A 26,222-nucleotide genomic window follows, 5' to 3' on the forward strand; every position below is an offset into this window, starting at 1 on the left:
CTACTGCTGGCGACCGATCCCCGGCAGGCTGACCCCACCGGAAGCGATGGGAAGGGATCGAGGGCGTGGACGTGTGTGTGATCGGCGGAAGCCGTTACTTCGGCAGGCGGGTGGTCGAGGAACTCCGCGACGCGGGTGCGGCGGTGACCGTCGTCAACCGGGGCTCGACCCCCGCCCCGCACGGGGTGACCCACCTGCGGGCCGACCGCGACGACGAGGCCGCGCTGCGCGCCGCGCTCGCCGACCGGCAGTTCGACGCCGTCGTCGACCAGGTCTGCTACACGCCCGTCCAGGCGGCCGTCGCCGCCCGGGTGTTCGCCGACCGCACCCCGCGCTACGTGCTCACCTCCACCGTCGAGGTCTACGCCCACCTCGGCCGGCCCGACGGCCCGCCGCTCACCGAATCGGCGCTCGACCTGCCGGCCGAGCCGGTGGATCTGCGACTTCCCTGGAGTCACGGCCAGTTCGTTGCCGATCACTACGCCGAGGGCAAGCGCCAGGCGGAGGCACTGCTCACCCGGCAGGCAGTCTTCGACCTCGTCACCGTCCGTACGGCGCACGTCCTCGGCGGCGCCGACTTCACCGGCCGGCTGGCCCACTACGTGGACCGGATCGGACGCGGCCTGCCGGTGGCCGTCCACGCCGCACCGCAGCGCGCGTCCTTCGTCCACGAGGCGGAGATCGCCCGCTTCCTGGCCTGGGCCGCCGAGGCCGACTTCACCGGACCGGTCAACGCAGCCTCGCAAGGCTCCCTGGACGTACGGGAGTTGTGCGCAGCGGTGGGCCTGGTGACCGGCACCGAGCCCCGGCTGGCCACGGGAGGGGGCGAGCCTGCCTCCCCGTTCTCCTTCGACCGCTGCTACGCGATGGACACGGGGCGCTCGGCCCGCCTGGGCTTCCGCTTCTCCGCCGTCACCGACTGGCTGCCCCAGGCCGTCAAGGAGGTCCACGCGTGACCGCCGCCGGGGCGACCGCCCTCACCCGCACCATCGGTGGGTTCACCGTCAGCGCCGTCGGCCTCGGTGCGATGCCGCTGTCCGTCGAGGGCCGCCCCGACGAGGAGCAGGCGATCGCCACCGTCCACGCCGCCCTGGACTCGGGCGTGACGCTGATCGACACGGCCGACTCCTACCACTGGCACGCGGATGAGGTCGGCCACAACGAACACCTGGTCGCCCGCGCCCTGGCGGCTTACGGGCGCGGCGCGGACGGCGTCCTGGTGGCGACCAAGGGCGGCCGGGGCCGTCCCGGCGACGGCAGCTGGACGGTCGACGGCGACCCGCGTCACCTGCGGCGGGCCGCCCAGGCCTCGGCCGCCCGGCTCGGCGTCGAGGCAATCGGCCTCTACCAGCTGCACAAGCCGGACCCGGCCGTGCCGTTCGCCGAGTCCGTGGGCGCGCTGCAGGAGCTGGCCGAGGCGGGCACCATCCGGATGGTCGGCCTCTCCAACGTGGACTGCGAGCAGATCCGGACCGCACGGGAGATCCTCGGGCCGCGCCTCGTCTCCGTGCAGAACCGTTTCTCCCCTGCGTACACCGCCACCCGCGACACCCTCGACCTGTGCACCGGGCTCGGCCTCGCCTTCCTCCCCTGGAGCCCGCTCGGCGGCATCTCGCTCAGCGCCGTCGACGACCCGGGCAGCGACGCACCCGCGACGGACACCCCGTTCCACGCCCTGGCCCGCGCCCGGGGCGTCAGCCCGCAGCAGGTCTGCCTGGCCTGGCACCTGGCGCAGTCCCCGCTCCTCCTGCCGATCCCCGGCGCCCGCCGGCCCGCATCCATCCGCGACTCGGCGGCGGCGGCCGGGCTGGCGCTGTCGGCGGAGGAACTGGCGGGACTGCGGGTGTAGTTGCTGCGTCCGTAGTAACTACACCCGCAGCAACTACGCCTGTCGTTACGACACCTGTTGTTACAACAGGCGTCGTAACGACAGGCGTAGTACCCGCCGCCGCAGTGAACGCCCGCCCGGAAGATCAGATGGTGCTCCAACAGCCTGGGCGATGGTACTGACGCCCGTGCCCCACAACCTCGCGTTTCCCCTGCTCCGCACCCCCGACCTCGATGCGGTCTTCTCGCTCACCGACCGGCTCCTCTCCCTTGCCGAGGTGGCCGCCCACGGTGGCACCGTGCTCCGGGCCAAGGCGTCGAGCCGGGGTCACCTCCGGCAGTTGCTGGCAGCGGTTCCCGAGGCGAAGGTCCACGAGCAGATCAGGAAGGACGCGGAAACCCCCGGCGACGCCCCCCTGCCGTACGCGGACCTCTACACCGTCGACCTCGAACTCCCCACCCGGCAGCACGCGCGGAGGGCCGTGGCCTCGGCGCTCCGCGTCCACGACCGGATGTCGGCGGGATGTCGGCCTCCCGGCAGGGCTGGCAGTGATCTGTGAGCGGCGTGCAGGCGGCTGCCGGAATCATCGGTTCCGAGCCGCCCACGGGCAGCCGCAGCCGTCCTGACCAGTAAGGGAGTCCCGCCGCCATGTCGTCCGCATCCCCCACCTCACCCTGGAACGTCCGACGGCTGCCGCGCGCCGACGGCAGCGTCTTCCTGGTCACCGGCGGCAACGCCGGGATCGGGTACTTCGTCGCGGAGCAACTGGCGGCGACCGGGGCGACCGTCGTGCTCGGCAGCCGGAACCCCGCCAAGGCCGAGAACGCCATGGCCTCGATCCGGGCCCGCGTCCCCGGTGCGCAGCTGAGCGCCGTACGACTGGACGTCGCCGACCTCTCCTCGCTGCGGACGGTTCCGGACGCACTGGGGGTGGACCGCCTGGACGCCGTGGTCCACAACGCGGGCGTGGCGCTCGACGACCCGCCGCGCCAGGAGACCGGGGACGGTCACGAGCTGATGTTCGGCACGAACCACCTCGGGCACTTCGCCCTGACCCACTGGCTGATGCCGCTGCTGTCCGCCGCCCCGGCGGCCCGCGTCGTCACCATGGGCAGCTTCGCGGCGAAGTCCGAGCGCCTCGACCTGGACGACCTCCAGTCCCGTAAGGACTACCGGCCCAAGCGCACCTACGGACGCTCCAAGCTCGCCCAGATGCACTTCGGCCTCGAACTCGACCGCCGACTCCGCGCGGCCGGCAGCACCGCCGCCGGCACGGTGGCGAGCGTGGTGGTCCACCCCGGCGGCGCACTGGACTCCCTGACCCCCTCCCGCCCGCCGGTCCACGTGCGGACCACCACCGCACGTCTGGGGGCCGCACCCGCGGGCCTCCTCCTCCAGGGCAAGCACGCCGGCGCCTGGCCCGCCGTCCGGGCGGTACTCGACCCGGCCGTACGCGGCGGCCAGCTGTGGGGCCCACGCGCCTTCGGCCTGCGCGGCGAGCCCCACCTCGAACCGGTGTGGGCCAACCTCACCGACCCCACCGTCGCGGCCCGCCTGTGGGAGGCCAGCCGCGACCTGACCGGCACCGACCCGGGCACCCTCCCCGGGTAGCGCCCCGAGGCGGCGTACCTCAGGCCGAGGACGCGAAGGAGGCGTGGGGGGGGGGGGGGGGGGGCCGGCGCCCCCCCCCCCCCCCCCCCCCCCCCCCCCCCCCCCCCCCCCCCCCCCCCCCCCCCCCCCCACTCCACACCGGCGTCGCACCCTTGGGCGTGTGGGCTCCCGGGCGGTCCCTACACCCCACGCCCACGCGCCACTCCCACGCGCCACGCCCACGCCCACGCCCACGCGCCACGCCCGCACGCCACTCCCACGCCCACGCGCCACGCCCGCGCGGGCACCGGACCGGTGGTCGCCTCGATGGCCCGCCACGCCCGCCGTGTCACCCGCCGTGTCACCCGCCGCGGACCGGCCGCGTTCCTGAGCGTCCGGAACAGCTGCCGCCGTCACGTCCGACGAATCCCGCTTCAGTCCGCCTCAGCGGGACTGGTGGCGCGCCGTCGGGTTGGCCGCAGGAGCGCCGCCGTGGAGTCGGCGGCGCGGCGGCGACGACGGTAGTAGTGCACGGTGAGCAGCCCGAGCAGCGGCCCCCAGAGGGCGAGCGGCCAGTACGCGCCGTAGAAGACCACGGCCTGCCAGCCGTGGGTGCCCGCCCGTGGGTTGGCCTCGCCCGTGACCATGCGCCCGAGGCTGATCATGGTCATCGAGTAGGGCCAGAGCAGGGTGTTGGCGGTCGCGCCGAGGCCGGCCGGGATGACCGCGGCGAGGATGGGGACCGGTCGGCCGCCCAGCCGGGGGATCCACCGGGGCCACACCTCGCCCCACTCGCTGACCAGTCCGACCGCCAGGAACGCCAGGGCCTCGCTGACCAGACTCAACGCGATGACGTACCACCACTCGGCGCCGAACCAGTCCGGGGGTGGCCGGCCGTCGGCCGGGGCCTCCATCAGCGGTAGCCGCAGGTCGACGCTCAGGATCCGCCAGAGGCCGGCGGGTAGCGCGGTCAGGGAGGTCGCGTACGCGGCCCACACCGCCCAGCGGGGTACACCCGCCGCAGTGCGGCCGTGCAGCCTTGCCGGAGTGGCGCGAGTGGTCATGGGGAGTCCTCCTGGTCCGGGGTCCGGTCGGTGCGGTGCCTTGCCGATTCGAAGATCGCAGTCCGGCCGGGGCTCCACCTCCGCCCTGCGAACGGATCGGCTCCCCCTCCCGGGGGAGGTCGCGTCCCGGGGGAGGTCGCGGCTGCGGGCCGGGCGCAGCGAACGATCCGCCCCGCGGCGAGCCGGCACGAGACGCGCCGACGAACCGGGAGGACCGGCGGCTGTCACTGCGGCCGAGTAGGTTGCCAGCGGCGGGTTCCGGACGGCGGAGGTGGGGCACGGTGGCGACGTACGTACTGATCCACGGCGCGGCGGCCGACGCGTGGTACTGGGGGCCGCTGGCCGCCGAGTTGCGCGACCGGGGGCACGAGGTGGTGGCGCCGGACCTGCCCTGCGAGAACGAGTCGGCCGGCCTCGCGGAGTACGCGGACACGGTGGTCGAGGCGATCGGTGACCGGACGCGACTCGTCGTCGTCGCCCACTCGTTCGGTGGATTCACCGGCCCGCTGGTGTGCGACCGGGTGCCGGTGGACCTGCTGGTGATGCTCCAGGCGCAGGTCCCGGCACCGGGCGAGTCGCCGGGCCGGTGGTGGGACAACACCGGGTACGGGCCGGCGCGTCAGGAGGCCGACCGGCGCCGGGGCGTCCCCGAAGGCACCGAGGAGGACCCGGTCTCCTTCTACCTCCACGACACCCCGGCCGCCCTCGCCGCCGAACTGCTCGCCGACCACCAGCGGGACCAGGCCGCCACGCCGTTAGACCAGCCGTGGCCACTGACCGCCTGGCCCGAGGTGCCGACCAGGGCCCTGCTGTCCGCCGGTGACCGGTTCTTCCCGGTGGAGTTCATGCGGCGGGTGGTGGCCGATCGGCTCGGCTTCCGGCCCGACGAGATGCCCGGGGACCACATGCCGATGCTCGGACACCCGAGGGAACTGGCCGAGCGCCTGGAGGCCTACCGCACCGCCCGGTAGCCGCGACCGGGCGACGGGCGACGGGACGACAGCGAGCGCCCCCGAGGTGTTCGTCGGGTCCGGTGTCATCGCTCGGACGATCGCGTCCGGAAGGGCGATCGCGTCCGGAAGGGCGGTGGCGTCCGGAAAGGCGGTGGCGTCCGGAGCGGAAATCGGGAAGGCTCGGGCTCATGGTCTCGGTATTGCAGAACGTGGCGATCGACTGCACGGACGCCTATGAACTGGCCCTCTTCTGGAGCCGGGTGACCGGCCGTCCGCTGGACCCGGAGGACGGTCCGGGGGACCGGGAAGTCGCGGTGTCGCTGCCGGACGGGCCGGTCCTGTACTTCAACCAGGTGCCGGAACCGAAGACGGTCAAGAACCGCGTCCACCTGTGCCTGCGGCCGCAGACCTCGCGGGAGGAGGAGGTTGACCGACTGCTGGGGCTCGGGGCGTCGATGGTCAGCGATCTGCGGAACCCCGACGGCTCGGGGTGGGCGGTGCTCGCCGATCCGGAGGGCAACGAGTTCTGCGTGCTGCGCAGCGAGTCCGACCGGGCTGCGGTGTCTTCGTAGCGCTTGACGGTTCTGCCGGGCGGTTGCCCGGACACGGGCCGCCTGCGGTACCGCCATCCGGCTCCCGGTGGTACGAAGTTGAACGTCCGGGTCACCGCGGCGGGAGAGGTTACGGCCGATGCAGCGCCCCGCCTCTGGTCTTCGCCCGCACCCGGTCCCGCCGCGGGGCCTGGGAGTGGGCGGAGCGGTCGTCGGACGGACTCGAATCCGCCCGCCGGCCTTCCGTTCCACCCGCCGGCCGCCCGGTTCCGGTGCGAGCGGCTCGTCCGCCGGCTCGGCGATCCGGGTCGGCAGCACCGCAGCGGCATCCCCCGGAACGGGCGGCAGCCCGCAGCCATGACAACGGGCTGCGGGCTGCCGTCTCGACGGGCGGGCGTCAGTTCATGAAGGTGACGTCCCAGTGGCTGCCCTCGTTGGCGTAGATGTTGCCGGAGGGGGCGGTCCACAGGTCGGCGCCGTCACCGCGGGTGCCGCTGTGGGTGAAGGTGCCGTGGATGTAGTTGGTGAGGCAGCTCATCATGCCGAAGTCCAGCTTGTAGCCGTTGCCGTGGCTGTAGGTGCCGCCGGCGTGGCCGGTCTCGGTGCCACCGGTGATGTTCAGCGGGCAGCTGCCGACGGCGTGCTTCAGGTTGACGGCGCCGTCGACCGAGGCGCGGCGCAGGCCGTCGAAGGAGGTGCAGCTGCTGTTGGTGCGGTCGGAGCAGTTGCCCGAGGAGGACCAGGTGATGCCGGCGGCCGAGAGCATCGAGGCGGCCTGCGACTGGCTCAGGGTGTCGCCACCGGAGCCGCCCGAGCCGCCGGTGCTGCCGCCCCCGCCGAGCAGGGCGCCCCAGGTGGCCGGGCCGACGACGCCGTCGACCGGGTTCAGGCCGGCGGACTGCTGGAAGTCGCGCACCTTGGAGTCGGTGCCGGGGCCGAAGGCACCGTCCACGGCCAGGCCGGCGCCGTGGGCGTTCAGCTGGACCTGGAGCGCCTTGACGGCATCGCTGTTGTCGCCGCTGCGGACGGTGACGATCAGCTTGGACCAGGTGTCGGGGCCGACCACGCCGTCCACCGGGGTCAGGCCGTTGGCGCTCTGGAAGCTCTTGACCTTGCCTTCGGTCCCGGGACCGAAGGCGCCGTCGGCACCGGTCGCGAAGCCACGGGCGGACAGCAGGTACTGGACCGTGGTCACGTTGTCGCCGCGGTCGCCGTTGCGGACGATCGGCCAGCTCGCGGCCTGGGCGGCGGGGGCGACGAGCACGGCCGCGAGCAGCGCGGCGAACATCGCGGCGACGAGGGCCGGGATGCGTTTCATGACGGTTCCTCACTGGTGGGACTGAGCGCGGGAGAGGGACGGCGGAGGCACGGGCGCGGGAGCGTTGCCCGTCCGCCGCACCGGCCGCCGAGGGGAGACGCTAGGAGAGCCGGACGGCGTCCCTCTAGCGTTCCCGGCGTCCCTGGGACGGTGACCTCGCCCCAGGGACGTCCCGAACCCGCGACGGCCCTGAACCACGGCCCTGAACCACGGCCCTGAGTCACGCGCAGAACCGCAGCCCTGATCCGCAGCCCCGAACCGCAACTCCGGCCCACGCCCCGAAAAACGCGGAGCGGCTCAGTCCGTCGGCGCCACGGCGCTCTGCGCGCCGCCGGTGACCCGCAGCAGTTCCTCGTACGTCATCGGCACGACGGTGTGCGGGTGCCCGGCCGCCGCCCACAGCACCTCGTACTGCCGCAGCGCGGTGTCGACGACCGTGCGCAGCGGCGCCGGGTGGCCGGTGGGGGCGACACCGCCGATGGCCTGTCCGGTGGCCTCGCGGACCTGGGCGGCGGAGGCGCGGGCGATCTCGCCCGCGCCCAACTGCCGGGCCAGGAAGGCGGTGTCGACCCGGTGGGCGCCACTGGTCATCACCAGCAACGGCTCGCCGTCGCAGCTGAAGACCAGGCTGTTGGCGATCGCGCCGACCTCGCAGCCGAGGGCGGCGGCGGCCTCGGCGGCGGTCCGGGCGGAGTCGGGAAGGACGACGATCTCACCGGCGACGCCGGCCGCCGCCAGCGCCTCGGCGACCGCGAGGCTGCGCACGGGAAGGGATGGACTCATCGCCCCATCATGCCCTTCCTTCGCCCGGAGCCGGCCCGGCCCGAGGAGCCGGCCCGCCCGGAGGAGCCGGCCCGCCCGGAGAAGCCGGCCCGACCGGAGGAACCGGCCCGCCCACCTCCGGCCCGACCGGCGGCGCTCAGCACCGCCCGTACGCCCGCCGTGAGCACCGAGGCGTCCCGCCCGACGCCCCAGACCACCTCACCGTCGGCCCGGCCCTCCACGTACGCGACCGCGTCGGAGCTGCCGCCGACCTTGTGCTCGCTGAACGACAGGATCTCCACCCCCACCGCCGCCGCCACCGCGTCCACCGGCCCGGCGCCGGTGCCCCGGCGGCCGTCCACCTCGGCCCAGTCGTCGCCGACCCGCCACTCCCGCCCGGCCCCCGGATCCAGGTACTCGGCCCGGAACAGCCCGTACAGCTCCTCGCCGGTGACCTCCAGCCCGCTGTCGTCCGTCGCCTCCTGCACCACCCGGGCGAACTCGATCTGCAGCCGCCGGGGCAGTTCCAGTCCGGCGCCGGTCTGCAGCAGGTAGGCGATCCCGCCCTTGCCGGACTGGCTGTTGACCCGGATCACCGCCTCGTAGTCGCGCCCGAGGTCGGCCGGGTCGATCGGCAGGTACGGCACCGACCAGGGCGCCTCCCGCTCGGGCAGGCCGAGTTCGGCGGCGGTCGCGGCGTGCTGGGCGAAGCCCTTCTTGATGGCGTCCTGGTGGGTGCCGGAGAAGGCGGTGTGCACCAGGTCGCCGACGTACGGGTGCCGTTCGTGCACCGGCAACCGGTTGCAGTGTTCGACCGTGCGCCGGATCTCGTCGATGTCGGAGAGGTCGAGCATCGGGTCGACGCCCTGGGTGTGGAGGTTGAGCGCCAGGGTCACCAGGTCGACGTTGCCGGTGCGCTCGCCGTTGCCGAACAGGCAGCCCTCGACCCGCTGGGCGCCGGCCAGTACCGCGAGTTCGGCGCAGGCGACGCCGGTGCCGCGGTCGTTGTGGGGGTGGACGGAGAGGATCACCGCCTCCCGCCGGTCCAGGTGCCGGTCGACGTACTCGATCTGGTCGGCGTACACGTTGGGGGTGGCGATCTCGACGGTGGCCGGCAGGTTGTGGATCACCGGCCGGTCGGGGGAGGCGTCCCACAGCCCGGTGAGGCCGTTGCAGACCTCCAGCACGTAGTCCGGCTCGGTCAGGTTGAACACCTCGGGCGAGAACTGGAAGCGCAGGCCGTCCCGCCCCTCCCCCAGCCGGGCCATCCGCTCGGCCGCCGCCGTGATCAGCGCCCGCAGTTCGTCCCGGTCCTTGCCCAGGACGACGTCCCGCCACAGCGGCGCGGTGGCGGTGTAGAGGTGGACGACGACGTTCGGCAGGCCCTCGACGGCCTCGAAGGTGCGGTCGATGAGGTCGGCCCGGGCGGCGGTGAAGACGACGACGGTGACGTCCTCCGGCACCGCCCCGGGCTGCTCGGCGAGCCGGCGGACGAAGTCGAAGTCGGTGCGGCTGGCGGAGGGGTAGCCGACCTCGATCTCCTTGAAGCCCATGGCCAGGAACAGGTCGAACATCCGCTGTTTGCGCGCCGGGTCCATCGGTTCGGCGAGCGCCTGGTTGCCGTCCCGCAGGTCGACGGGCACCCACAGCGGGGCGCGCTCGATCCGGCGGCCGGGCCAGCGGCGCAGCAGCGCGGGGACGTGCACCCGCTCGTGGGCGGGGCGGTAGCGGTGGGAGGGCATGGCGCCGCCGCGCTGGGGGTTCCAGGCGGGGGCGTCGGCCGGGACGGGGCCGGCGGGGGCGTGCAGGGTCGGGAACCGCATCGGGATGTCCTCAACTCGGGTACCGGAGACCGGCAGGACGGCGCCCCGCAGTGGGGTGCCGGTCCGGTCACGCCCCGCTGCGGCCACCAAGAAGGAGAGCGCTCCACGGCTGCATGCCGGGTAGAGTAACCACGACAGAAGTACTCAGACAACCTGACAGGTGACGACGATGCCCCCGCTCCGCCCCTCCCCCCTCGCCGAACAGGCCGCCACCCTGATCGAGGAGCGGATCCGGTCCGGGGAGTGGCCGGTCGGCGGCAAGCTGCCCGGCGAGGTGGCGCTCGCCAAGGAACTGGGCGTCGGACGCTCGACCGTCCGGGAGGCGCTGCGCACGCTGGCCGCGGCCGGGATGGTGCACAGCCGCCAGGGCTCCGGGGTGTTCGTGACGGCCGACCGCCCGGCTGCCGGGGACTGGACCACCCGGCTGCGCGCCGCCGAGCTGGCGCACGTCTACGAGGTGCGCACGATGGTCGAGGTGCAGGCGGCCCGCCTGGCGGCCGAGCGCCGTACGGCGGCCGACCTCGCCGCCGTGGACGCCGCGCTGGCCGCGCGCCTGGCGGCCGGCGGGGCGGACGACACCGCCTTCGTGGACGCCGACATCGCGCTGCACACGGCGGTGGTGGCCGCCGCCCACAACCCCGTGCTGGACGACCTGTTCGCCCAGTTCGCCCCGGTCCTGCGGGAGCACCTGGTCGCCCTGGTGGGCCTGTTCGGCCTGCGCGAGGGCGATCCGAACCAGGGCTACGCCTCGCACGCCGAGCTCGTCCGGGCCCTGCACGACGGCGATCCGGCGGCGGCCGGGCGGGTGCTGGCGGCGGAGCTGGAGTCGACCCGGTCGCGGCTGCTCAGCCCCTGAGCACCGCGGCCGGAGCGCATCGGAGGACGGACCGGAGGGGGCGTCACACAGTTTTCACACGGCGGTCATCCGCCAGCCGCGAGCGGGACCGACACTGTGTCAGGCGAGGCGGAGCCAGACTGCTTCGGACACAAACGGTCAACGTGCAGGTGACATTGTGTCCGGTTCGTGCGCAAGTACGGCCGAGGCGGCGAACGGGCTTTCACTCCAATCACACGGTATGACTAATATCGCTACGTCAAAAGCCCGTGCCCGGACGGCCCGCGCCTCACCGGTCGGCCGCCAGCCCCAAGGAGTCTGCTCTGCGCGCGCGTGCGAATCGGCGGCCCCCGACGCCGACGGGCCCCCGCAGGCGTCCACGCCTGTCCCTGCGGTCGGCGCTGCTCGTCCTGGCCGTCGTCCCCAGTCTCGCCCTGGTCGCCCTCTGGGCCGTGACCAGCGGCGAAACCGTCTTCGACTTCCAGCGCCAGGCCGCCCAGGGCATGCTCGCCCAGAAGGCCGGCCAGCCGTCCAACATCGTCTACTACAACCTCCAGGAGGAGCGCCGGCTCAGCGCCGAGGCGCTCGCCCGGCCCGGCGCCAACACCGACCAGCTGCGCCGCCAGCGGCAGTCGACCGACGACGCGGTGCGCCAGTTCCAGGCCCTCTCCGGGGAGAGCACCGAGAACGCCCCCGACGACGTCCGCAGCGCCGTCGCCGAGGCCCGGCAGGCGATGGGCAGGCTCGCCGAGCAGCGCGCCGCCGTGGACAAGGGCTCGGTCGACCAGCAGACCGTCTTCACGTACTACACCGACCTGATCGCCGTCGACCTGCGGCTGTTCACCGCGCTCAGCCACGTCGACGCGGGCGAGGTCACCTGGGTGTCCAAGACCCTGGTCAACTCCTTCTGGGCCAAGGAGATGCTGGCGCGCGAGGACGCCGTGCTGGCCCGCGGCTGGCCCAGCGGCCGGCTCAGCACCGCCGACTACCAGCAGGTCCAGCAGCTGATCGGCGCCGAGGACCACCTGTTCACCGTCCAGGTCGTCCCCTATGTTCCGGACGGCGAGGCGACCGCCTGGCACGAGCTGATGAACGGCCCCGCCTGGCAGGCCAAGGCCTCCGTCGAGCAGCAGCTCACCCGGCCCACCGCCGCCGAGTCCAACGGCACGGTCAGACTGCCGGCCGCCCAGGACCAGTGGCGTCAGGCCGTCGACCAGCTCAATCCCCAGCTGGTCAAGGCGATCGAGACCCGCACCAGCGCCATCGTCGAGGTCGGCAAGGGCACCATCCTCGACCTGCTCACCCGCGTGGTGCTGACCACCGTCATCGGCCTGATCACCGTCGTCGCGGTGGTCGTCGCCTCCTGGCGGATCAGCCGCTCGCTGCGCCGCCGGATCAAGGAACTCCAGAGCCAGGCCGAGGAGATGGAGCGCACCCTGCCCGAGGTGGTCGACCGCCTCGGCCGCGGCGAACAGGTCGACGCCGGGACCGAGAGCCGAGAGGTCACCGCCGGCGAGCACGGCAACGGCACCGACGAACTCGCCCGCCTCGGCCAGGCCCTCAACCTGGCCCGCTCCGCCGCCCTGGAAGCCGCCGTCCGGCAGGCCGAACAGCACCGCGGCTTCGAACGCCTCCTCCAGCGCATCGCCCGCCGCACCCAGCTGCTGATCGGCCGCCAGCTGCGCAAGCTCGACGAGCTGGAGCGCAAGCACGAGGACCCGCAGGTCCTGGAGGGCCTGTTCGACCTCGACCACCTCACCGCCCGGCTGCGCCGCTACGAGGAGAACCTCGTCATCATGGCCGGCGGCCAGCCGCAGCGGCGCTGGCGCAAGCCCGTACCTCTGCTGGACGTGCTGCGCTCCGCCCAGGGCGAGGTGCAGGACTACCGGCGGATCGTGATCGACGTCGAGGGACACCCGTGGCTCTCCGAACGGGCCGTCGGACCGGTCGCCCACGTGCTCGCCGAACTGATGGAGAACGCCACCACGTTCTCCAAGCCGCCCACCCCGGTCGAGGTCCGGGCCGCCATGGTCGGACGCGGGCTCGCGGTCGAGATCGAGGACCGCGGCCTCGGCATGGACCCGGAACAGTACGACGCCGCCAACGAACTGATGAGCCGCCCGCCGCGCACCGACGTGCTCGCCCGGGCCGACGACATCCGGCTCGGCTTCTACGTGGTCGCCCGGCTCGCCGCGCTCACCGGCCTGAAGATCGAGTTCCGGCCGTCCGCCTTCGGCGGCACCCGGGTCGTCGTGCTCGTGCCGGACGAGCTGGTCATCGACGGCGACGCGGGGCTGCCGGACGCCGCGCCCGCCGAGCCGATCCCGCTGGTCCGGCGCTCACGCCGAGCGGTGCGCTCCGCCTCCGACGAGGCCCCGCCGCCGGTGGGGCCGCCCGCGCCGCCGGTCGCGCCGGTGGAGGCCTTCGGGCAGGCCGGGGCCTACGGGGGCGCCGGAGCCGTTGGAGGCGGCGGGCCGGTCGAGTGCGTCGCCGCGGCGTTCCAGGACCCGGCCTACCGGCAGGAGCAGCCGTACCGGGAAAAGCCGTACCAGGAGCAGCCGTACCAGCCCGGCTTCGCCGAGCAGCCGATCCAGCACAGCTCCCCCGCCGACCCGCCGCCGGTCCACTCGGCCACCCCGTTCGGGTGCGGCGCGCCCGCCCTCCCGGACACCCCGGCCGTCGCGCCGCACGGCGGGGGCGCCGCACCGGCCTCCGTCCCCGGCGCCCCCGCGCCGGACGCCCCCGCCCCGGCCTACCCGGACATCGCCTACGCCAGGGTCACCGAGGCCGAGGCCCCGTACGCCGACGAGCAGTACCGCCCGGCCGACCACTACCGGCTGGCCGAACGGCGCCGGGGGCGCGAGTACCCCTCCGCCGTCCCGGTGAGCCCGGTCGAGGGCGGACAGCCGCCGCTGCCGCAGCGCGTCCGGCAGGCCAGCCTGGCCGCCGAGCTGCGGGTGCCGCCGCCGGCCCGTCAGCAGTGGGTCGAGCCGGGCGCCGAACAGCCCGCCGCCGGCCCGCGCCACCAGGCCGCACAGCCCGACAACGGACGTCCCGTACGGCGCTCGGGCGCCACCATCGGCGCCTTCCAGCGCCAGTCCCGCGCCGCCCGGGCCCAGGACAGCGGCGAACACCCGCTGCCCGCCCCCACCACTGCGCCGGCTCCCCCCGCTCTGCCCGCCGGCCCCCCAGTCTCCGCGTCCGCCCCCTCCCCCTGGGCACTGCCCGCCGCGGAACCCCGAACCACACGAACGGATGACCAGTCATGAACCGCACGACCGCCACCCACCAGGACCTGGACTGGCTGCTGGACGGACTCGTCGACTCGGTGCCCGGGACCCGCAACGCCGTGCTGCTCTCCGACGACGGCCTCGTGGTCAGCCACTCCCGCAGCATCGAGCGGGCCGACGCCGAGCGCCTCGCCGCCGTGGCCACCGGACAGCAGTCGCTCGCCCGCGGCGTCGGCCAGCTGTTCGACGGCGGGCCGGTGCACCAGGTGATCGTCGAGCTCGCCGAGTGCTGGCTGTTCGTCATCGCCGCCGCCCAGGGCACCCACCTGGCCGTGGTCGCCTCCCAGGAGGTGGACGCCGAGGTGATGTCCGTCGCCATGCACACCCTGGTGCAGCAGGTCGGCCAGAAGCTCACCACCCCGGCCCGCGCCGAGGGCGCCCCCGCGTCCTTCGACGCCTTCGCCTCCCGGAACCGGGGCTGACCGGGATGGGCCCGTACGGCGGCGGCCCCGCCGGCGGTGAGGGGGACGCCTGGACGCGCGGCCGGGTGCCGCACTGGAGCGAGCTGGAGGAGCCGGACGCGGAGGACGAGACGGGCGTCATGGTGCGCCCGTACACCATCACCCGCGGCCGGACCGCCCCCGAGCGCGACGACCTCACCCTGATCACCGTGCTCACCACCGCCGAGGCCGAGGCCGACGCGGCCCTGGCGCGGGGCAGCCGCGCCGGTGCCCGCGGCCTCCAGCCCGAGCACCGGCTGATCCTCGACCGCTGCCGGCGCCCGGCGGCCGTCGCCGAGGTGGCGGCCGGCCTGGACCTCCCGGTCTCGGTCACCAAGATCCTGCTGGGCGACCTGGTCGCCCAGGGCCTGCTGAAGGCCCGGGCGCCGCTCTCGGTGGCCCGCGCCGCCGGGGGCGTGGATCTCGGCCTGCTCACGGCCGTACGCGAAGGACTCCGGAGACTGTCGACCTGACCGGCCGGTTTCGATTCCCTCCACCGGCCGAGTCGGTGGCCCCCAAGAGAAGGTCCGATGGCAACACCCAACCCCCGCAGCGCCGTTGACGAGCCCGCCGCCGCCCCGGCCGCCGTCAAGATCCTGATCGCGGGCGGCTTCGGCGTCGGCAAGACGACCCTGGTCGGCTCGGTCAGCGAGGTCACCCCGCTGCGCACCGAGGAGTACCTGACCACGGCCAGCGTCGGCGTCGACGACCTGGCCGGCGTCGACCAGAAGGACACCACCACCGTCGCCCTCGACTTCGGCCGGATCACCGTCAGCCCCGAGCTGGTGGTCTACCTGTTCGGCACGCCCGGGCAGGAACGTTTCTGGTTCATGTGGAACGACCTGGTCAATGGCGCCCTCGGCGGGATCGTCATCGCCGACACCCGGCGGCTGGACACCAGCTTCGCCTCGATCGACTTCTTCGAGAGCCGGGGCATCCCGTTCGTGGTCGCGATCAACTGCTTCCACGGCCACAACACCCGTACCCCGCAGGAGATCCGGGCCGCCCTCGATCTCGACCCCCAGGTCCCGATGCTGATCGGCGACGTGCGCGAGCGCGGCTTCGGCCGCGACCTGCTGCTCGCCCTGGTCGACCACCTGATGGACCTCGCCGCCGCCCCCGCCTCCTCTCCCGCCCCCGCCGGCCGAGCCGTTTTGGAGCCTTCATGACCACCCCCCTTCGCGTCCTCGTCCACGGCGGCGGCATCGGCGGCCTCACCGTCGCCACCGCCCTCGCCCGGCGCGGGCACCACGTCGAGGTCGCCGAGCTGCGCGACCGGCTGGAGGCCCTCGGCGTCGGCATCATCCAGCCCTCCAACGCCCTGCACGTGATGCGCGAGATCGGCGTGCTGGACGAGTGCCTGGCCGTCGGCTTCGAGTGGGAGGTGCTGACCATCTGCGACCCGGCCGGCACCACCCTCGCCCAGATCCCCCAGCCCCGGATGGGCGACGCCCCCTCCAACAACGGCATACCGCGCCCCGCCCTGGCCCGGGTGCTGGCCGACGCCGCCACCTCGGTCGGCGCCACCGTCCGCTTCGGAACCTCCGTCTCGGAGCTCACCGACGACGGCTCCGGGGTCGACGTCACCCTCACCGACGGCCACCGCGGCCGCTACGACCTGGTCGTCGGCTTCGACGGCATCGGCTCGCCGCTGCGCAGGCACCTGTACGGGGAGAAGTACGCGCCTGAGTACACCGGCTTCGCCAACTGGCGTGTCACGCTGCCGCGTTCGCCCGAGGTCAAGGGCGTGGTGATGTCCGCCGGGAACCTCCACGCCAAGGCGCTGCTCACCCCGATCAGCGAGGAACTCATGTACCTCGGCTCGGTGTTCGCCGAGCCCGAGGACTTCCGCCCGGACCCGGCGACCGCCCACGAGCAGCTCCACGAGCGGCTGGCCGGCTTCGGCGGCCCGATCGCCGAAGCCCTCGCCCAGATCACCGACCCGGCCGCGGTGGTCTACTCCCGCATCTCCCAGGTCACCGTCGAGGAGCCCTGGCACGTCGGCCGCGTCGTCCTCGCCGGCGACGCCGCCCACGCCTCCACCCCGCACCTCGCCCAGGGCGCCGCGATGGCCGTCGAGGACGCCCTCGTCCTGGCCCAGAGCCTGGACGCGGCCGAGGACGTCCCGGCGGCCCTCACCGCCTGGGAGGAGCGGCGCCGCCCGCGGGCCATGTGGGTGCAGGCGCTGTCCCGGGCGGTCCTCAAGCAGGAGACCGGCACCCCGACCACCCCGGAGGAGGACGAGCTGCTGAAGATCGGCATCCCCGGCGCGGCCCACGTCCTGGTCAAGCCGTACTGACGCCGGTGCCGTGATCCCGCCACCCCGCGCGGGAGTTCCCGGGCCGCCCGCACGGGCACGCGTTCGTCCACCACCGGATGGACAGCCTCGGGACGCACATCGAACTCGTCGACGCCGCCAGGAAGTCGGGCTTCCTGGCCACCTGGCACCCGGGCGGCGCGTCGATGCCGGGGATCAGCAAGGGCTGATGGCGCGGCGGCGCCTCCAGACCTCCGCCGAGATCCGCGCCAGCAGCCGGGCCGCCGGGTCGCCCCGGTCCGCACCGGAGGCGAGCGGGCCGGTGTAGCAGACGGCGATCAGGTAGGGCGGGCAGTCGCGCGGGTGGACCAGCCCCACGCAGTGCCGGGCGCCGGGCACCCAGCCGTTCTTGAACGCGATCCGGGTGCCCGGCGGCAGCCCGGCCGCGAGGTCCACCCGGAAGTCGTTGCGCTCCAGCAGGGCGAGGAGTTCGGGCTCGTCCGCGAGCGAGTGCAGCAGCCGGACCAGGTCGCGGGCGCTCACCCGGTTGTGCACGCCCGCGGCGCGCGCCGCCTGGTCCTCGATCCCCCGCGGGCTGGCACTGCGGGTGGCCCCCGCCCGGCGCCACACCTCGGCCACCGAACGCCGGTCGGTACGGGCCAGGCAGAGGTTGGTCGCCAGGTTGGAGGAGTGGGTGATCATCCGTTCGGCCAGCAGGCGCAGCGGCACGTGGGTGCCGAGCAGTTCCCAGGGCAGCGGATCGCTGTCCCAGTCGGGATCGTTGCCGAACTCCCCGCCCACGACGGACTCGAACCGGTTCACCACCGGCACCTCGGCATCGAGGTTCGCCCCGCTGCGGGTGAGTGCGGCGAGCACCGCGATCTTCATCGTGCTCGCGGCGTCGTGCAGTTCATCCGGCGCACGCATGAAGACCGGCTCCGCCTCGCCCGCCCAGGGGGCAACCACAACAGAGAGCATGGCGGAAGGGTAGGGCATTTCGGGCCGAAAGAACGCCAACGGCCGTTTGCGGGCCGCGCCGACGGCTCGGGACCGGAACTGGATCTGGCGGCACCGGCCCTGGCGCGGATTGACGCCGGATCCCGACCCGCCGTCAGGCCGGGTCCGGTTCGCCGGGGGACGCCCGCCGCTCCCACCGCTCCATCACCTGCCGGAGGGCCTCGCTCATGATCAGCAGGAACTCCGCGGAGGTGCCGAAGCGGGTGCCCGCCGGACTCGTGGCGCCGAGGACCTCCGCGCCGCGCCGGGACGCCGCGATCAGGGCATCGTTCATCCGCAGCGCGGCGAGGGTGGAGCGCCGCCAGATGTCGCCGTCCATGACGTAGCGCTCGCGGCGCTCACCGGGCGTCCGCTCACGCCTGATCATCCCCTGCTGTTCGAGGAAGTTGACGGCGGACGAGACCGATGCCGGGCTGACCCGGAGTCGCCCGACCAGTTCGGCGGCGGTGACGGCGCCGGAATCGGTGACGTACAGGCAGACGAGCACCCTGGACGCCATCCTGGGCAGCCCCTGCTGTTCGAGCAGGAGCGTGAAGAAGTCCGTGAACTCCTGGACCTCCCGGGGGTCGCGCCCGTCGCCGGCCCCGGGAACGACCGGCGCCGGAGGCCGGTCCGCCTGCTTCCGGCGCCGCGCGCGGTCCCGGGTGGCCTCCTGCGCTCCGTTCGCCCGGTACCCCTCGGGCCCGCCGTTGCGGGTGACCTCCCGCAGGACGGTCGAGGCGGGCCGCCCGAGGCGCCGCCCGATCTCGGCGTAGCCGAGCCCCTCGGCCAGCCCCTCGGCGATGAGTCCCCGGTCTTCGCCGGTGAGCCTGTGTCCGGGCATCGCTCCCCCTTCGGTCCACGCCGTTCCCGTTCCCCGGGCAGTATGCATTCACCGCCTCCCCATTGCAATGCTCGGCCCTGCAGCCATTGCGTTCGGCATCAAGCCCATTGCAATGAAAGCCCAACTTGCCTTATGCGGTGGGGATTACCAGCAAGCTCAACGCGTTGACGATTCACTGAACGCAATGTAGCTTCGGGAGCGTTCAGTGAATCCCGAACACTCACTCAGGGGGAGATCCAGCAATGGGAACCGACAGCGGCGGCTTCACCGTGGCAGGTCTGCGCAAGGTTCGCGACGTGCTCGCGCGTCACGTGGACTCCGGCCGGATCCCGGGCGTCGTCGCACTGGTCAGCCGCGGCGACGAGACGTACGTCGAAGCGCTCGGGACGATGAGCCACGACGGCGGGGCGCCGATGCGCCGGGACACGATCTTCCGGATGGCCTCGACGTCCAAGCCGCTCTCGGTGGCGGCCGCGATGGTCCTGCTGGACGAGTGCCGGCTGCGGCTGGACGACCTGGTGGAGCAGTGGCTGCCGGAGCTCGCCGACCGGCGGGTGCTGAAGCGGATCGACGCACCGCTGGACGACACCGTCCCGGCCAAGCGGCCGATCACCGTGCGGGACGTCCTGACCAGCACCTTCGGTCTCGGCATGGATCTGACCGCACTCGGCACCCCGATCATGGACGCGGTCTTCGAGCAGGGGATCACCCCCGACCTGCCGACGCCGATGCCCGAGCCGGACGAGTGGATCCGCCGCCTCGGCACGCTTCCGCTGATGCACCAGCCCGGGGAGCAGTGGCAGTACCACATCGCCAGCGACCTCCTCGGCGTGCTCGTCGCCCGGGTCACGGGCCGGCCCTTCGAGTCCTTCCTGCGCGAACGGATCCTCGATCCGCTGGGCATGGAGGACACCGGCTTCCACGTTCCCGCCGCCAAGATCGACCGGCTGCCGCCCCTCTACGCCCCCGACCCGCGGACCGGGGCGTTCACCGTGTGGGACGAACCCGCCGACGGACGCTGGAGCAAGCCGCCGGCGTTCCCCGGCGGTGGTGGCGGACTGGTGTCCACCGTCGACGACTACCACGCCTACTTCCGGATGCTGCTCGACCACGGCGTGCACGAGGGCGAGCGGATCCTGTCCCGGCCCGCCGTCCGGCTGATGACCACCAACCGCATGACGCCCGAACAGACCGCCGTCCGCCGCGCCCTGGCCGCCGACAACGTCCACATCTCGTACGGCCAGGGACAGCAGGGCGGTTGGGGTTTCGGCATGGCGGTGCGCACCTACCGCGGCGACTACGCCCCCGTCGGCCAGTTCGGCTGGGACGGCGGCAGCGGCACCTCGACGTACGCCGACCCGGAGAACGGGCTCGTCGGCATCGTGCTCACCCAGACCGGGATGTCCGTGCCGTCCTCGGCACGGCTGATCCACGACTTCTGGACCACGGTCTACCAGGCGATCGAGGACTGACCCGCCGAACTCGACGGCCGCCCACGCGGAACGCCCGGCCGGGAAACCCCGGCCGGGCGTTCTGCGGCAGCTCATCGCCGCCTGATCAAAGGAACCACGTGCTGCCACGACCCCTGGGAACCGCCGAGCGGCAGCCGGGACCCCGGGCGTCGCGTCAGCCGGCGGGCTTCGCCGCCGGGAAGGTGGCCGAACCTGCCAGGAGGGGCCATTCCTTGTGGAAGGGCGGGAAGGGGATCTGCTTCTCGAAGAGCGGGGTGCCGAAGATCTTCAGGTGGGCGGTCAGCGCACCGGTGAGGTCGACGCCGCCGACCAGCGACCAACTGCCCTGCGCCTGCGGCCCCTTGCCGGGCAGGTCGACCGCGAGGGAACCGCCGGCCCTGGCGCTCAGGTAGGGGGCGACGGCCGCCTCGACGCCGACGGTGTCGTACAGACCGACGCTGGCGTCGACGCCCAGGGCGGCCCGCACGGACGCCTTGCCGTTGAGACTGACGTGCACCGGCGAGACCTTGGTATCGGCGTTGGTGGCCGAGGTCCAGCCCTTGTCACCGGAGTAGTCGGCGCGCACGGCCCAGGTGCCGGTGGCGTCCTGCTCGGTCTCCAGGTGCACCTGCCCGTCCGCGCTGACCTCCAGGTAGCAGGTGAGGCCGAGGTTGACCACCACGGGCAGACCCGCCACGGTCAGTACCGGGCTGGCCTGCAGCTTGGCGAAGGGCACCCGGATCGGCGCCGCACCGGTGTTGCGGGCGACGTCGCCGGTGACCTTCCAGTGCGCCTCGGCGCCCAGGTCGAAACCGATCGAGGCGGTGCGCGGACTGGTGGCCTGCGCGCCGTGGTAGGCGAAGTGGACCGCCGGGTGCAGCTGGAGGGAGCCGGAGGCGTTCAGGCTCGCGCCCTCGGGCAGCGGGACAGGGGCGTTGACGTTCACGCCCAGGGTGCCGGAGGCATCGCCCTTCACGCCGTTGCCGTCGGCGCCGACGTTCCACTTGAGGTCCTTGACCAGCGGGGTCACCTGGATGCCGTGCACGTCGATCGGGAGCCGGCCGTCCGCCTCGGTACCACCGAGCAGCTCGGACAGGGTGGCCGGCCGGGTGGTGAGGTTGACGGTGCTGCCCGCCCCCGGCTTGACGCCGGTGACGGCGACCAGCGCGCCCTGCGGCGCGGCGGCGGTCGGCGGGCTGGCGATCAGCTGGCCGGGCTGGACCGCGGCCGCGGCGCTCGCGGCCGTGCTGGGGGAGGCGGTCGCGGAGGCGGTCGCGGAGGCGCTCTGAGAGGCGCTCGCGCCCGTGCTCGGGGAGGCACTCGCGGAGGCGGTCGGGGAAGCGCCGGGCGCGGCACTCGGGCCCGAGGCCGTCAGGACGGCCGTGCCCTTCCCCGGGTCGTACGCGGTGAGCTGGAGGGCCTTGGTCGCAGCCGTGACCGCGCCGCCGTCCTTGCCGGGACTGCCGATGGCGGCCTGCTTGTCGTCGGCCGGAGCGACCGCGACATTCGCGCTGCTGCCACTGCCGGGGGTCGGACGGCCGGAGGCCGGGACGCCGGCCCGGGCGCGCGGGGCGCCGGGGGTGGTCGCGGTGTCCGCCGGGCTGCCCCCGGCGGTGGTCGCGGCGGCGGTGGTGCCGGTGGCGGCGGCGGGTTCGCCGGCCGCCCGGGAGGTGCTGCCGGGGCTGGTGGGCCCGCACGCGGCCGTCCCGGCGAGGATGAGGGTGAGCAGGGCCGCGGGAGCGGCCCGGCCTATCGAGGGCTTGAACACGCAGCGTCATGTTACTGACGAGGAATAAGTTTGTCGAAGACGGGCCGGCCCGGGGCCGGAGGGGGCGGGAAACCGCAGGTCAGACCAGTCGTGCGACCGGCAGCCGGTCCGTGGGCAAGGTGCCCGCCGTAGGGGCCCCGGCCAGTTCGTCGAGGTAGCGGGAGCGGGCCATCGGCACCGCCCCGAGGCTGCGCACGTACGGCCCGTCCCACTGGGCGTCCAGCAGCCGCCCGCCCGCGGCGCCGAACCGCGCACCGAGGTCGGCGACGGCCACCCGGGCGGCGTCCGGCCGCCGGTGGAACATCGAGTCCAGGCTGAGCACCGGCCAGACGGCCACCCCGAACGCCCCGCCGATCAGTTCCTCGCCCTCCCACACCTCCACGCTGTGGGCCGCACCGCGCACGTTCAGCTCCATCAGCGCTACTTTCAACTCCTCTGTGAGCCAAACTGGTTGGCGCCCGTCGGCGCAGGCCGCGAGTACCGCGCCGAACGCGGCGTCCGCGGTGGTGAACCACTCCAGCGGGCCTCGGAGCCGGCGGGCGAGCCTGCGGGGCAGCCGCACCTCGCCGGGGCGCAGCACCGGCCGCGGGTCCGGCGACCACCACGCCAGCGCGTAGGGGTCCTCCGCGCCCGGCAGCAGGGCCACCTCCCCGGCGTCGACGGCGTCCCCGTGCAGCGCCTCGTTGTAGGCGCTCGCGTATTCGTCGGCCGCGGGCAGCGGGAACAGTCCGTGCCGGTAGGCCGTCAGCAGCTGCTCCGGTCCGAGCTCCCCGCCGAAGGCCACCGGCCGTTCGCCGTCCGCGGGCCGGAGGTCCAGCGCGTCGAAGCCGGTCACGGTCACAGGAACCCCTCGTCCGCCAGCCGCGCCAGGTAGTGGTCCAGCAACGCGCCGTCCACGCCTGGGAGTTCGATCCCGCTGCCCTCCAGCGCCGCATCCGCGTTGAGCCGGTCGAAGCGCGGGAACACCGGCTGGAAGTACAGCTCACTGATGGACAGGTCCACCCCGGGCGCCCGGTCGACGAAGAGCGGGACGAAGGGTGTGATCGGGTGCGTCGGGTGCCCGGCGGCGAACCGGACCAGCCGCTGCACCCACTCCCGGTAGGGGAGTTCGATGACCTGGCGGCCGCGAGCCCGGAGCCGGTCGGCCAGGTCGGGGAGCCCGGCCGGGTTCGGCGAGGTGAGGTGGTAGACCTCCCCGTCGGCGGGCGCGTGCGCGGCGATGTGGGCGACCGCACGGGTGAACCGGTCGGCCGGGACGAAGTCCAGCGGCAGCTGCACGTCCGGGCAGGTGCCGCTGTCGGCGAAGTACTTGATCAGCGCGCAGAGTTCGGTACCGGTGTTCATCACTCCGGCCGCCAGGTCCCCCGTCACGTCGTTGGTGCGCAGCACGGTGACCGGCAGTCCGCCCGCCGCCGCGTTGTGCAGCAGCTGCTCGGCGACCCACTTGCTCTCGACGTAGCCGACGCCCAGCCGTTCGGGGTGGGCGAGCGGAGTGCGCTCGGTGACCTCCCGGACGCCGGCCGCGCCGAATCCGGCCAGCACGGCGAGGGTGGAGAGGTAGTGCACCGGGATGCCCCGGCTGTGCCCGGCGAGCCGGACCACCTCCCGGGTGCCGCCGACGTTGGGTGCGCGCAACTGGTGGTACGGATAGAGGAAGTTGACCTCCCCACCGAGGTGGAACACGGCGTCCAGATGCTCCGCCAGCCAGGTGAAACGACGCTCCGTCAGGCCGAGCCGCTCGGCGGCGAGGTTGCCGACCAGGGGCACCACCCGGGCGTCCGCCAGGTCCCGTCGCAGGAAGCGCTGCCGGCTGGCGCGCAGCCGTTCCAGCGCGTGTTCCCGGTCGGGCGCGCGGACCAGGCAGTGGATCCGCGCCCGGGTGGTGGCGAGCAGGACGTCCAGCAGGTGGGCACCGCAGAAGCCGGTGGCGCCGGTGAGCAGGATTTCGGCGGGATCGGCCCGGGAGGGCGCTGGGCTCCAGGACTGGCCCACGGCGTGGGTGAGTTGGGCCTCGGCGTGCCAGTCGACGGCGGCCTCGCCCTGGGCGACGCCGGTGCGGGCGGCCTGCAGGGCGGCGGTGAAGTCGTGCAGCACGGGTGAACGAAGCAGCGCCCGGGTGAGGGTGCGGACGTGGCCGACGTCCAGGCCGAACATCATCCGGGCCCGGGCGAGCATCTCCATGGCGAGCAGCGAGGTGCCGCCGAGGGCGAAGAAGTCGTCTTCGGGGCCGACGTGTTCGGCGGCGAGGAGCTCCGCCCAGAGGTGCCCGACGGCCGCCTCCACGGCGCTGGGTCCGACGACGCCGGGTCCGACGACGCCGGGTCCGACGGCTCCGGGCCCGACGGCTCCGCCGGCCGCGGACGTCCGTGCCGGGGCCGTCCGCACCGGGGCCTGTGGCAGGGAACGCCGGTCGATCTTCCCCGCCGCGGTTAGCGGCATGGCCTCCAGCGGCACGAACTCGGCGGGGACGAGGTACTCCGGCAGCCGTTCCACCAGGAAGGCGCGCAGCAGTTCGGGCCGTACGGTGGCCTCCCCGAGCGTGTAGTACGCGGTGAGCACCCGGCTGCCGTCCGGCGCGCTGCCGTCGGCGGCGACCCGGGCCTGCCGCACCGCCGGGTGGTCGGCCAGCACGGCCTCGACCTCGGCCGGGTCGACCCGGTGCCCGCGCACCTTCACCTGGTCGTCGAAGCGCCCGAGGATCTCCAGTTGCCCGTCCGCCCGCCAGCGTCCGGCGTCGCCGGTACGGTACATCCGCTCGCCGGGCAGCGGCGCGTACGGGTCGGGCAGGAACGATTCGGCGGTGAGTCCGGCCTGCCGCCAGTAGCCGCGAGCGAGGCCCGGTCCCCCGAGGTGGATCTCGCCCCGCTCGCCGGGCCGCACCGGCCGCAGCCGTTCGTTCAGCACGTGCACCCGCACCCCCGGCAGCGGGCGGCCGATCGGCACCGGCGCGGTGGGGGCGTCCAGCAGCTCCGGAGCGACCTCGCAGTGGAGGGAGGTGACGGCCGCCTCGGTCACCCCGTACGCGTTCAGCAGGCGGACCCCCGGCAGCCGGTCCCGGCAGGCCCGGCAGTCGTCGGCGTGCACCACGTCCCCGCCGACCACCACCAGCCGCAGCCCGGTCGGGGCGGGCCCGCGGGGCGGCAACAGGTCGAGCACGTGGTGCCAGTACGCGGGCGTGAAGTCGGCGACCGCCAGGCCGAGCCGGGGAAGCCGCCGGACCAGTTCGGTGGGCGCCCAGGTGTCCCGGCCACCGAGGACGACGGTCGCGCCCGCGAGCAGCGTGGCGAACACCTGCTCCAGGGCGGTGTCGGCGCCGAGCGCGGCCAGCTGGAGCACCCGCTCACCGGGGACGAGGCCGTAGGCGCGGACGACCCGCTCCAGAGTGAACACCAGGGAACGGTGGGTGACGGGCACGCCCTTGGGGCGGCCGGTGGTGCCGGAGGTGTAGATGAGGTAAGCGAGGTCGTCGGGCGCGGAGGCGGTCTCCGGAACACCGTCCGGACCCTCGTCCGGACCCTTGTCCGGCCCGTCGTCCGGCCCTGAGGCGCCCTCCGGCACGGCGGCCGGGACGTCCGCCGAAGCCCCCTCCGAGGGTTCCACCACCGCCACCCCGTCGAACCCGGCGCCGTCCGTGACCGCCACCCGCGCCCCGCAGTCCGCCACCAGCCCCGCGAGCCGCCGCGGGGGGTGCGCCGGGTCCAGCGGCAGGAAGGCCGCGCCCGCCTTGAGCACCGCCAGCCAGGCCACCACCAGCTCCACGCCGCGCCGCAGGCACACCGGCACCACCTGATCCGGCCCCACCCCCCGGGCCCGCAGCACCGCGGCCAGCCGGTCGCTGCGCAGGTCCAGCTCGCGGTAGCTCAGCGTGGCGCGCTCCCCCACCACCGCGACCACCGCCGGATGGTGCGCGGCCCGGGCCCGGAACAGTCCGTGCACCGTCTCCGCGGACCCGGCCAGGGCGCCGCGGGCCGGCGCCTGCTGCCGGTCCCGCCCGGAGGGGTCCCGCTCCGTCCGGTCCCGATCCGACCGGTCCCGCCCGGACGGGCCCCGCCCCGTCCAGTTCCGCTCCACCCAGGCCCGGCACTGCGCCCGCCCGGTCGGCCCGTACACCTGCCGCCACCCGGCCGGCAGCGTCAAGTCACCGGGCCAGATCGCGTACTGACCGTCGTCGTTCCGTACCACGGCGTGACGCCCGGAGTTCACATCCGGGCGCACGCCCCTCGCGCTGTCGGCTGCGTCGTCCACCGGCTTGACCTCTTGCTGAAGCGGCAGAATGCTGGGAGGTGCGACATTCCCGACTATACGCACTCACGGCACACCGACAACGTCCGGCGCTCAGCCCGCCGGACGCCGCCGGTCCATGGGTGGAACGGTCCCGACAGACCCGTCCCCGACCGAATTCCCCCGCTCCTGCGGCGGGGTGGCGGTGCGGAGGAGGGAGCCTCGTTGACT

Annotated in this window: 22 protein-coding genes and 1 pseudogene; 13 read left to right on the forward strand and 10 right to left on the reverse strand. The window is 74.1% G+C overall.

Annotation, left to right across the window (positions count from 1 at the left end; genetic code table 11):
- Positions 1-65 precede the first annotated feature (65 nt).
- From ACIRVF_RS09210 to ACIRVF_RS09225, 4 genes are all read left to right on the forward strand, one after another.
- The gene (locus ACIRVF_RS09210) at positions 66-956 is read left to right on the forward strand and encodes an NAD-dependent epimerase/dehydratase family protein (protein WP_402815645.1); all 891 of its coding nucleotides are present in this window, start codon (positions 66-68) and stop codon (positions 954-956) included.
- Positions 953-1,849: an aldo/keto reductase gene (locus tag ACIRVF_RS09215; protein WP_402815646.1), complete on the forward strand. Its 897-nt coding sequence runs from the start codon at positions 953-955 to the stop codon at positions 1,847-1,849. The genes ACIRVF_RS09210 and ACIRVF_RS09215 overlap by 4 nt, the downstream gene beginning before the upstream one ends.
- A 166-nt stretch (positions 1,850-2,015) precedes the next feature.
- Positions 2,016-2,387 (forward strand): hypothetical protein, encoded by a 372-nt coding sequence (locus tag ACIRVF_RS09220; RefSeq protein ID WP_402815647.1) that lies wholly within the window; start codon positions 2,016-2,018, stop codon positions 2,385-2,387.
- A gap of 89 nt (positions 2,388-2,476) precedes the next feature.
- Entirely contained in the window at positions 2,477-3,439 is a 963-nt protein-coding gene (locus tag ACIRVF_RS09225; protein ID WP_402815648.1) for an SDR family NAD(P)-dependent oxidoreductase, read from the forward strand.
- Positions 3,440-3,852: 413 nt separating this feature from the next.
- Here ACIRVF_RS09225 and ACIRVF_RS09230 read toward each other — a convergent pair whose 3' ends face one another.
- On the reverse strand, positions 3,853-4,482 hold the full coding sequence (locus ACIRVF_RS09230) for a hypothetical protein (RefSeq protein ID WP_402815649.1): 630 nt from the start codon (positions 4,480-4,482) through the stop codon (positions 3,853-3,855).
- A gap of 281 nt (positions 4,483-4,763) precedes the next feature.
- Between ACIRVF_RS09230 and ACIRVF_RS09235 the strand changes: the two genes are divergently transcribed.
- On the forward strand, positions 4,764-5,453 hold the full coding sequence (locus ACIRVF_RS09235; protein ID WP_402815650.1) for an alpha/beta fold hydrolase: 690 nt from the start codon (positions 4,764-4,766) through the stop codon (positions 5,451-5,453).
- Between the two features lie 170 nt (positions 5,454-5,623).
- Complete coding sequence (locus tag ACIRVF_RS09240; protein WP_402815651.1) at positions 5,624-6,007, forward strand: VOC family protein; 384 nt, start codon at positions 5,624-5,626, stop codon at positions 6,005-6,007.
- Positions 6,008-6,383: 376 nt separating this feature from the next.
- Here the strand turns inward: ACIRVF_RS09240 and ACIRVF_RS09245 are convergent, their stop codons facing one another.
- From ACIRVF_RS09245 to ACIRVF_RS09260, 4 genes and pseudogenes are all read right to left on the reverse strand, one after another.
- Positions 6,384-6,875 carry a hypothetical protein gene (locus tag ACIRVF_RS09245; RefSeq protein WP_402815764.1) on the reverse strand — a complete coding sequence of 164 codons (492 nt, stop codon included), beginning with the start codon at positions 6,873-6,875 and terminating at the stop codon, positions 6,384-6,386.
- 12 nt (positions 6,876-6,887) lie between these two features.
- Positions 6,888-7,304 (reverse strand): annotated as a pseudogene (locus tag ACIRVF_RS09250) (peptidoglycan-binding protein); the annotation flags it as partial.
- A gap of 297 nt (positions 7,305-7,601) precedes the next feature.
- A complete protein-coding gene (locus tag ACIRVF_RS09255) occupies positions 7,602-8,087 on the reverse strand; it encodes a YbaK/EbsC family protein (protein ID WP_402815652.1) in 486 nt (161 codons plus the stop codon).
- Positions 8,084-9,889 carry a 2-isopropylmalate synthase gene (locus tag ACIRVF_RS09260; RefSeq protein WP_402815653.1) on the reverse strand — a complete coding sequence of 602 codons (1,806 nt, stop codon included), beginning with the start codon at positions 9,887-9,889 and terminating at the stop codon, positions 8,084-8,086. The genes ACIRVF_RS09255 and ACIRVF_RS09260 overlap by 4 nt, the downstream gene beginning before the upstream one ends.
- 169 nt (positions 9,890-10,058) lie before the next feature.
- On the opposite strand from ACIRVF_RS09260, the gene ACIRVF_RS09265 reads away from it, so the two are divergent.
- The 6 genes from ACIRVF_RS09265 to ACIRVF_RS09290 all read left to right on the forward strand — a co-directional run bounded on the left by ACIRVF_RS09265 (position 10,059) and on the right by ACIRVF_RS09290 (position 16,753).
- The gene (locus tag ACIRVF_RS09265) at positions 10,059-10,745 is read left to right on the forward strand and encodes a FadR/GntR family transcriptional regulator (protein WP_402815765.1); all 687 of its coding nucleotides are present in this window, start codon (positions 10,059-10,061) and stop codon (positions 10,743-10,745) included.
- A gap of 431 nt (positions 10,746-11,176) precedes the next feature.
- Positions 11,177-13,993, forward strand: a complete 2,817-nt coding sequence (locus ACIRVF_RS09270; RefSeq protein ID WP_402815654.1) for a nitrate- and nitrite sensing domain-containing protein — start codon at positions 11,177-11,179, stop codon at positions 13,991-13,993.
- Positions 13,990-14,436: a roadblock/LC7 domain-containing protein gene (locus ACIRVF_RS09275; RefSeq protein ID WP_402815655.1), complete on the forward strand. Its 447-nt coding sequence runs from the start codon at positions 13,990-13,992 to the stop codon at positions 14,434-14,436. The genes ACIRVF_RS09270 and ACIRVF_RS09275 overlap by 4 nt, the downstream gene beginning before the upstream one ends.
- A 119-nt stretch (positions 14,437-14,555) precedes the next feature.
- On the forward strand, positions 14,556-14,927 hold the full coding sequence (locus tag ACIRVF_RS09280; protein WP_402815766.1) for a DUF742 domain-containing protein: 372 nt from the start codon (positions 14,556-14,558) through the stop codon (positions 14,925-14,927).
- 57 nt (positions 14,928-14,984) lie between these two features.
- On the forward strand, positions 14,985-15,623 hold the full coding sequence (locus ACIRVF_RS09285) for a GTP-binding protein (protein ID WP_402815656.1): 639 nt from the start codon (positions 14,985-14,987) through the stop codon (positions 15,621-15,623).
- Complete coding sequence (locus tag ACIRVF_RS09290) at positions 15,620-16,753, forward strand: FAD-dependent monooxygenase (RefSeq protein ID WP_402815657.1); 1,134 nt, start codon at positions 15,620-15,622, stop codon at positions 16,751-16,753. Before ACIRVF_RS09285 ends, ACIRVF_RS09290 begins: the two co-directional genes overlap by 4 nt.
- A gap of 174 nt (positions 16,754-16,927) precedes the next feature.
- On the opposite strand, the gene ACIRVF_RS09295 is transcribed toward ACIRVF_RS09290, so the two are convergent.
- Together ACIRVF_RS09295 and ACIRVF_RS09300 are read right to left on the reverse strand one after the other, a co-directional pair.
- Entirely contained in the window at positions 16,928-17,689 is a 762-nt protein-coding gene (locus ACIRVF_RS09295) for a serine hydrolase (RefSeq protein WP_402815658.1), read from the reverse strand.
- A 133-nt stretch (positions 17,690-17,822) separates the two neighbouring features.
- Positions 17,823-18,551, reverse strand: coding sequence for a helix-turn-helix domain-containing protein (locus ACIRVF_RS09300; RefSeq protein ID WP_402815659.1), 729 nt, complete (start codon positions 18,549-18,551; stop codon positions 17,823-17,825).
- A 242-nt stretch (positions 18,552-18,793) separates the two neighbouring features.
- Here ACIRVF_RS09300 and ACIRVF_RS09305 point away from each other — a divergent pair, with 242 nt between their 5' ends.
- Positions 18,794-20,023, forward strand: coding sequence for a serine hydrolase domain-containing protein (locus ACIRVF_RS09305; RefSeq protein ID WP_402815660.1), 1,230 nt, complete (start codon positions 18,794-18,796; stop codon positions 20,021-20,023).
- A gap of 154 nt (positions 20,024-20,177) precedes the next feature.
- Here the strand turns inward: ACIRVF_RS09305 and ACIRVF_RS09310 are convergent, their stop codons facing one another.
- From ACIRVF_RS09310 to ACIRVF_RS09320, 3 genes are all read right to left on the reverse strand, one after another.
- The gene (locus ACIRVF_RS09310; protein WP_402815661.1) at positions 20,178-21,770 is read right to left on the reverse strand and encodes a hypothetical protein; all 1,593 of its coding nucleotides are present in this window, start codon (positions 21,768-21,770) and stop codon (positions 20,178-20,180) included.
- Positions 21,771-21,849: 79 nt separating this feature from the next.
- Positions 21,850-22,611, reverse strand: a complete 762-nt coding sequence (locus ACIRVF_RS09315; RefSeq protein ID WP_402815662.1) for a leucyl/phenylalanyl-tRNA--protein transferase — start codon at positions 22,609-22,611, stop codon at positions 21,850-21,852.
- A complete protein-coding gene (locus tag ACIRVF_RS09320) occupies positions 22,608-26,015 on the reverse strand; it encodes an amino acid adenylation domain-containing protein (RefSeq protein ID WP_402815663.1) in 3,408 nt (1,135 codons plus the stop codon). Before ACIRVF_RS09320 ends, ACIRVF_RS09315 begins: the two co-directional genes overlap by 4 nt.
- Positions 26,016-26,222: the final 207 nt, after the last annotated feature.

Origin of the sequence: Kitasatospora sp. NPDC101157 (assembly GCF_044768255.1) — a bacterium.
GTDB lineage: Bacteria > Actinomycetota > Actinomycetes > Streptomycetales > Streptomycetaceae > Kitasatospora.

What these genes read in the sequence shown, in the direction of transcription:
- ACIRVF_RS09225 (WP_402815648.1), top strand. Translation starts at nt 2,477, where the DNA reads ATGTCGTCCGCATCCCCCACCTCACCCTGGAACGTCCGACGGCTGCCG.
- ACIRVF_RS09230 (WP_402815649.1), bottom strand. Translation starts at nt 4,482, where the DNA reads ATGACCACTCGCGCCACTCCGGCAAGGCTGCACGGCCGCACTGCGGCG.
- ACIRVF_RS09240 (WP_402815651.1), top strand. Translation starts at nt 5,624, where the DNA reads ATGGTCTCGGTATTGCAGAACGTGGCGATCGACTGCACGGACGCCTAT.
- ACIRVF_RS09255 (WP_402815652.1), bottom strand. Translation starts at nt 8,087, where the DNA reads ATGAGTCCATCCCTTCCCGTGCGCAGCCTCGCGGTCGCCGAGGCGCTG.
- ACIRVF_RS09260 (WP_402815653.1), bottom strand. Translation starts at nt 9,889, where the DNA reads ATGCGGTTCCCGACCCTGCACGCCCCCGCCGGCCCCGTCCCGGCCGAC.
- ACIRVF_RS09265 (WP_402815765.1), top strand. Translation starts at nt 10,059, where the DNA reads ATGCCCCCGCTCCGCCCCTCCCCCCTCGCCGAACAGGCCGCCACCCTG.
- ACIRVF_RS09275 (WP_402815655.1), top strand. Translation starts at nt 13,990, where the DNA reads ATGAACCGCACGACCGCCACCCACCAGGACCTGGACTGGCTGCTGGAC.
- ACIRVF_RS09280 (WP_402815766.1), top strand. Translation starts at nt 14,556, where the DNA reads ATGGTGCGCCCGTACACCATCACCCGCGGCCGGACCGCCCCCGAGCGC.
- ACIRVF_RS09285 (WP_402815656.1), top strand. Translation starts at nt 14,985, where the DNA reads ATGGCAACACCCAACCCCCGCAGCGCCGTTGACGAGCCCGCCGCCGCC.
- ACIRVF_RS09290 (WP_402815657.1), top strand. Translation starts at nt 15,620, where the DNA reads ATGACCACCCCCCTTCGCGTCCTCGTCCACGGCGGCGGCATCGGCGGC.
- ACIRVF_RS09295 (WP_402815658.1), bottom strand. Translation starts at nt 17,689, where the DNA reads ATGCTCTCTGTTGTGGTTGCCCCCTGGGCGGGCGAGGCGGAGCCGGTC.
- ACIRVF_RS09300 (WP_402815659.1), bottom strand. Translation starts at nt 18,551, where the DNA reads ATGCCCGGACACAGGCTCACCGGCGAAGACCGGGGACTCATCGCCGAG.
- ACIRVF_RS09305 (WP_402815660.1), top strand. Translation starts at nt 18,794, where the DNA reads ATGGGAACCGACAGCGGCGGCTTCACCGTGGCAGGTCTGCGCAAGGTT.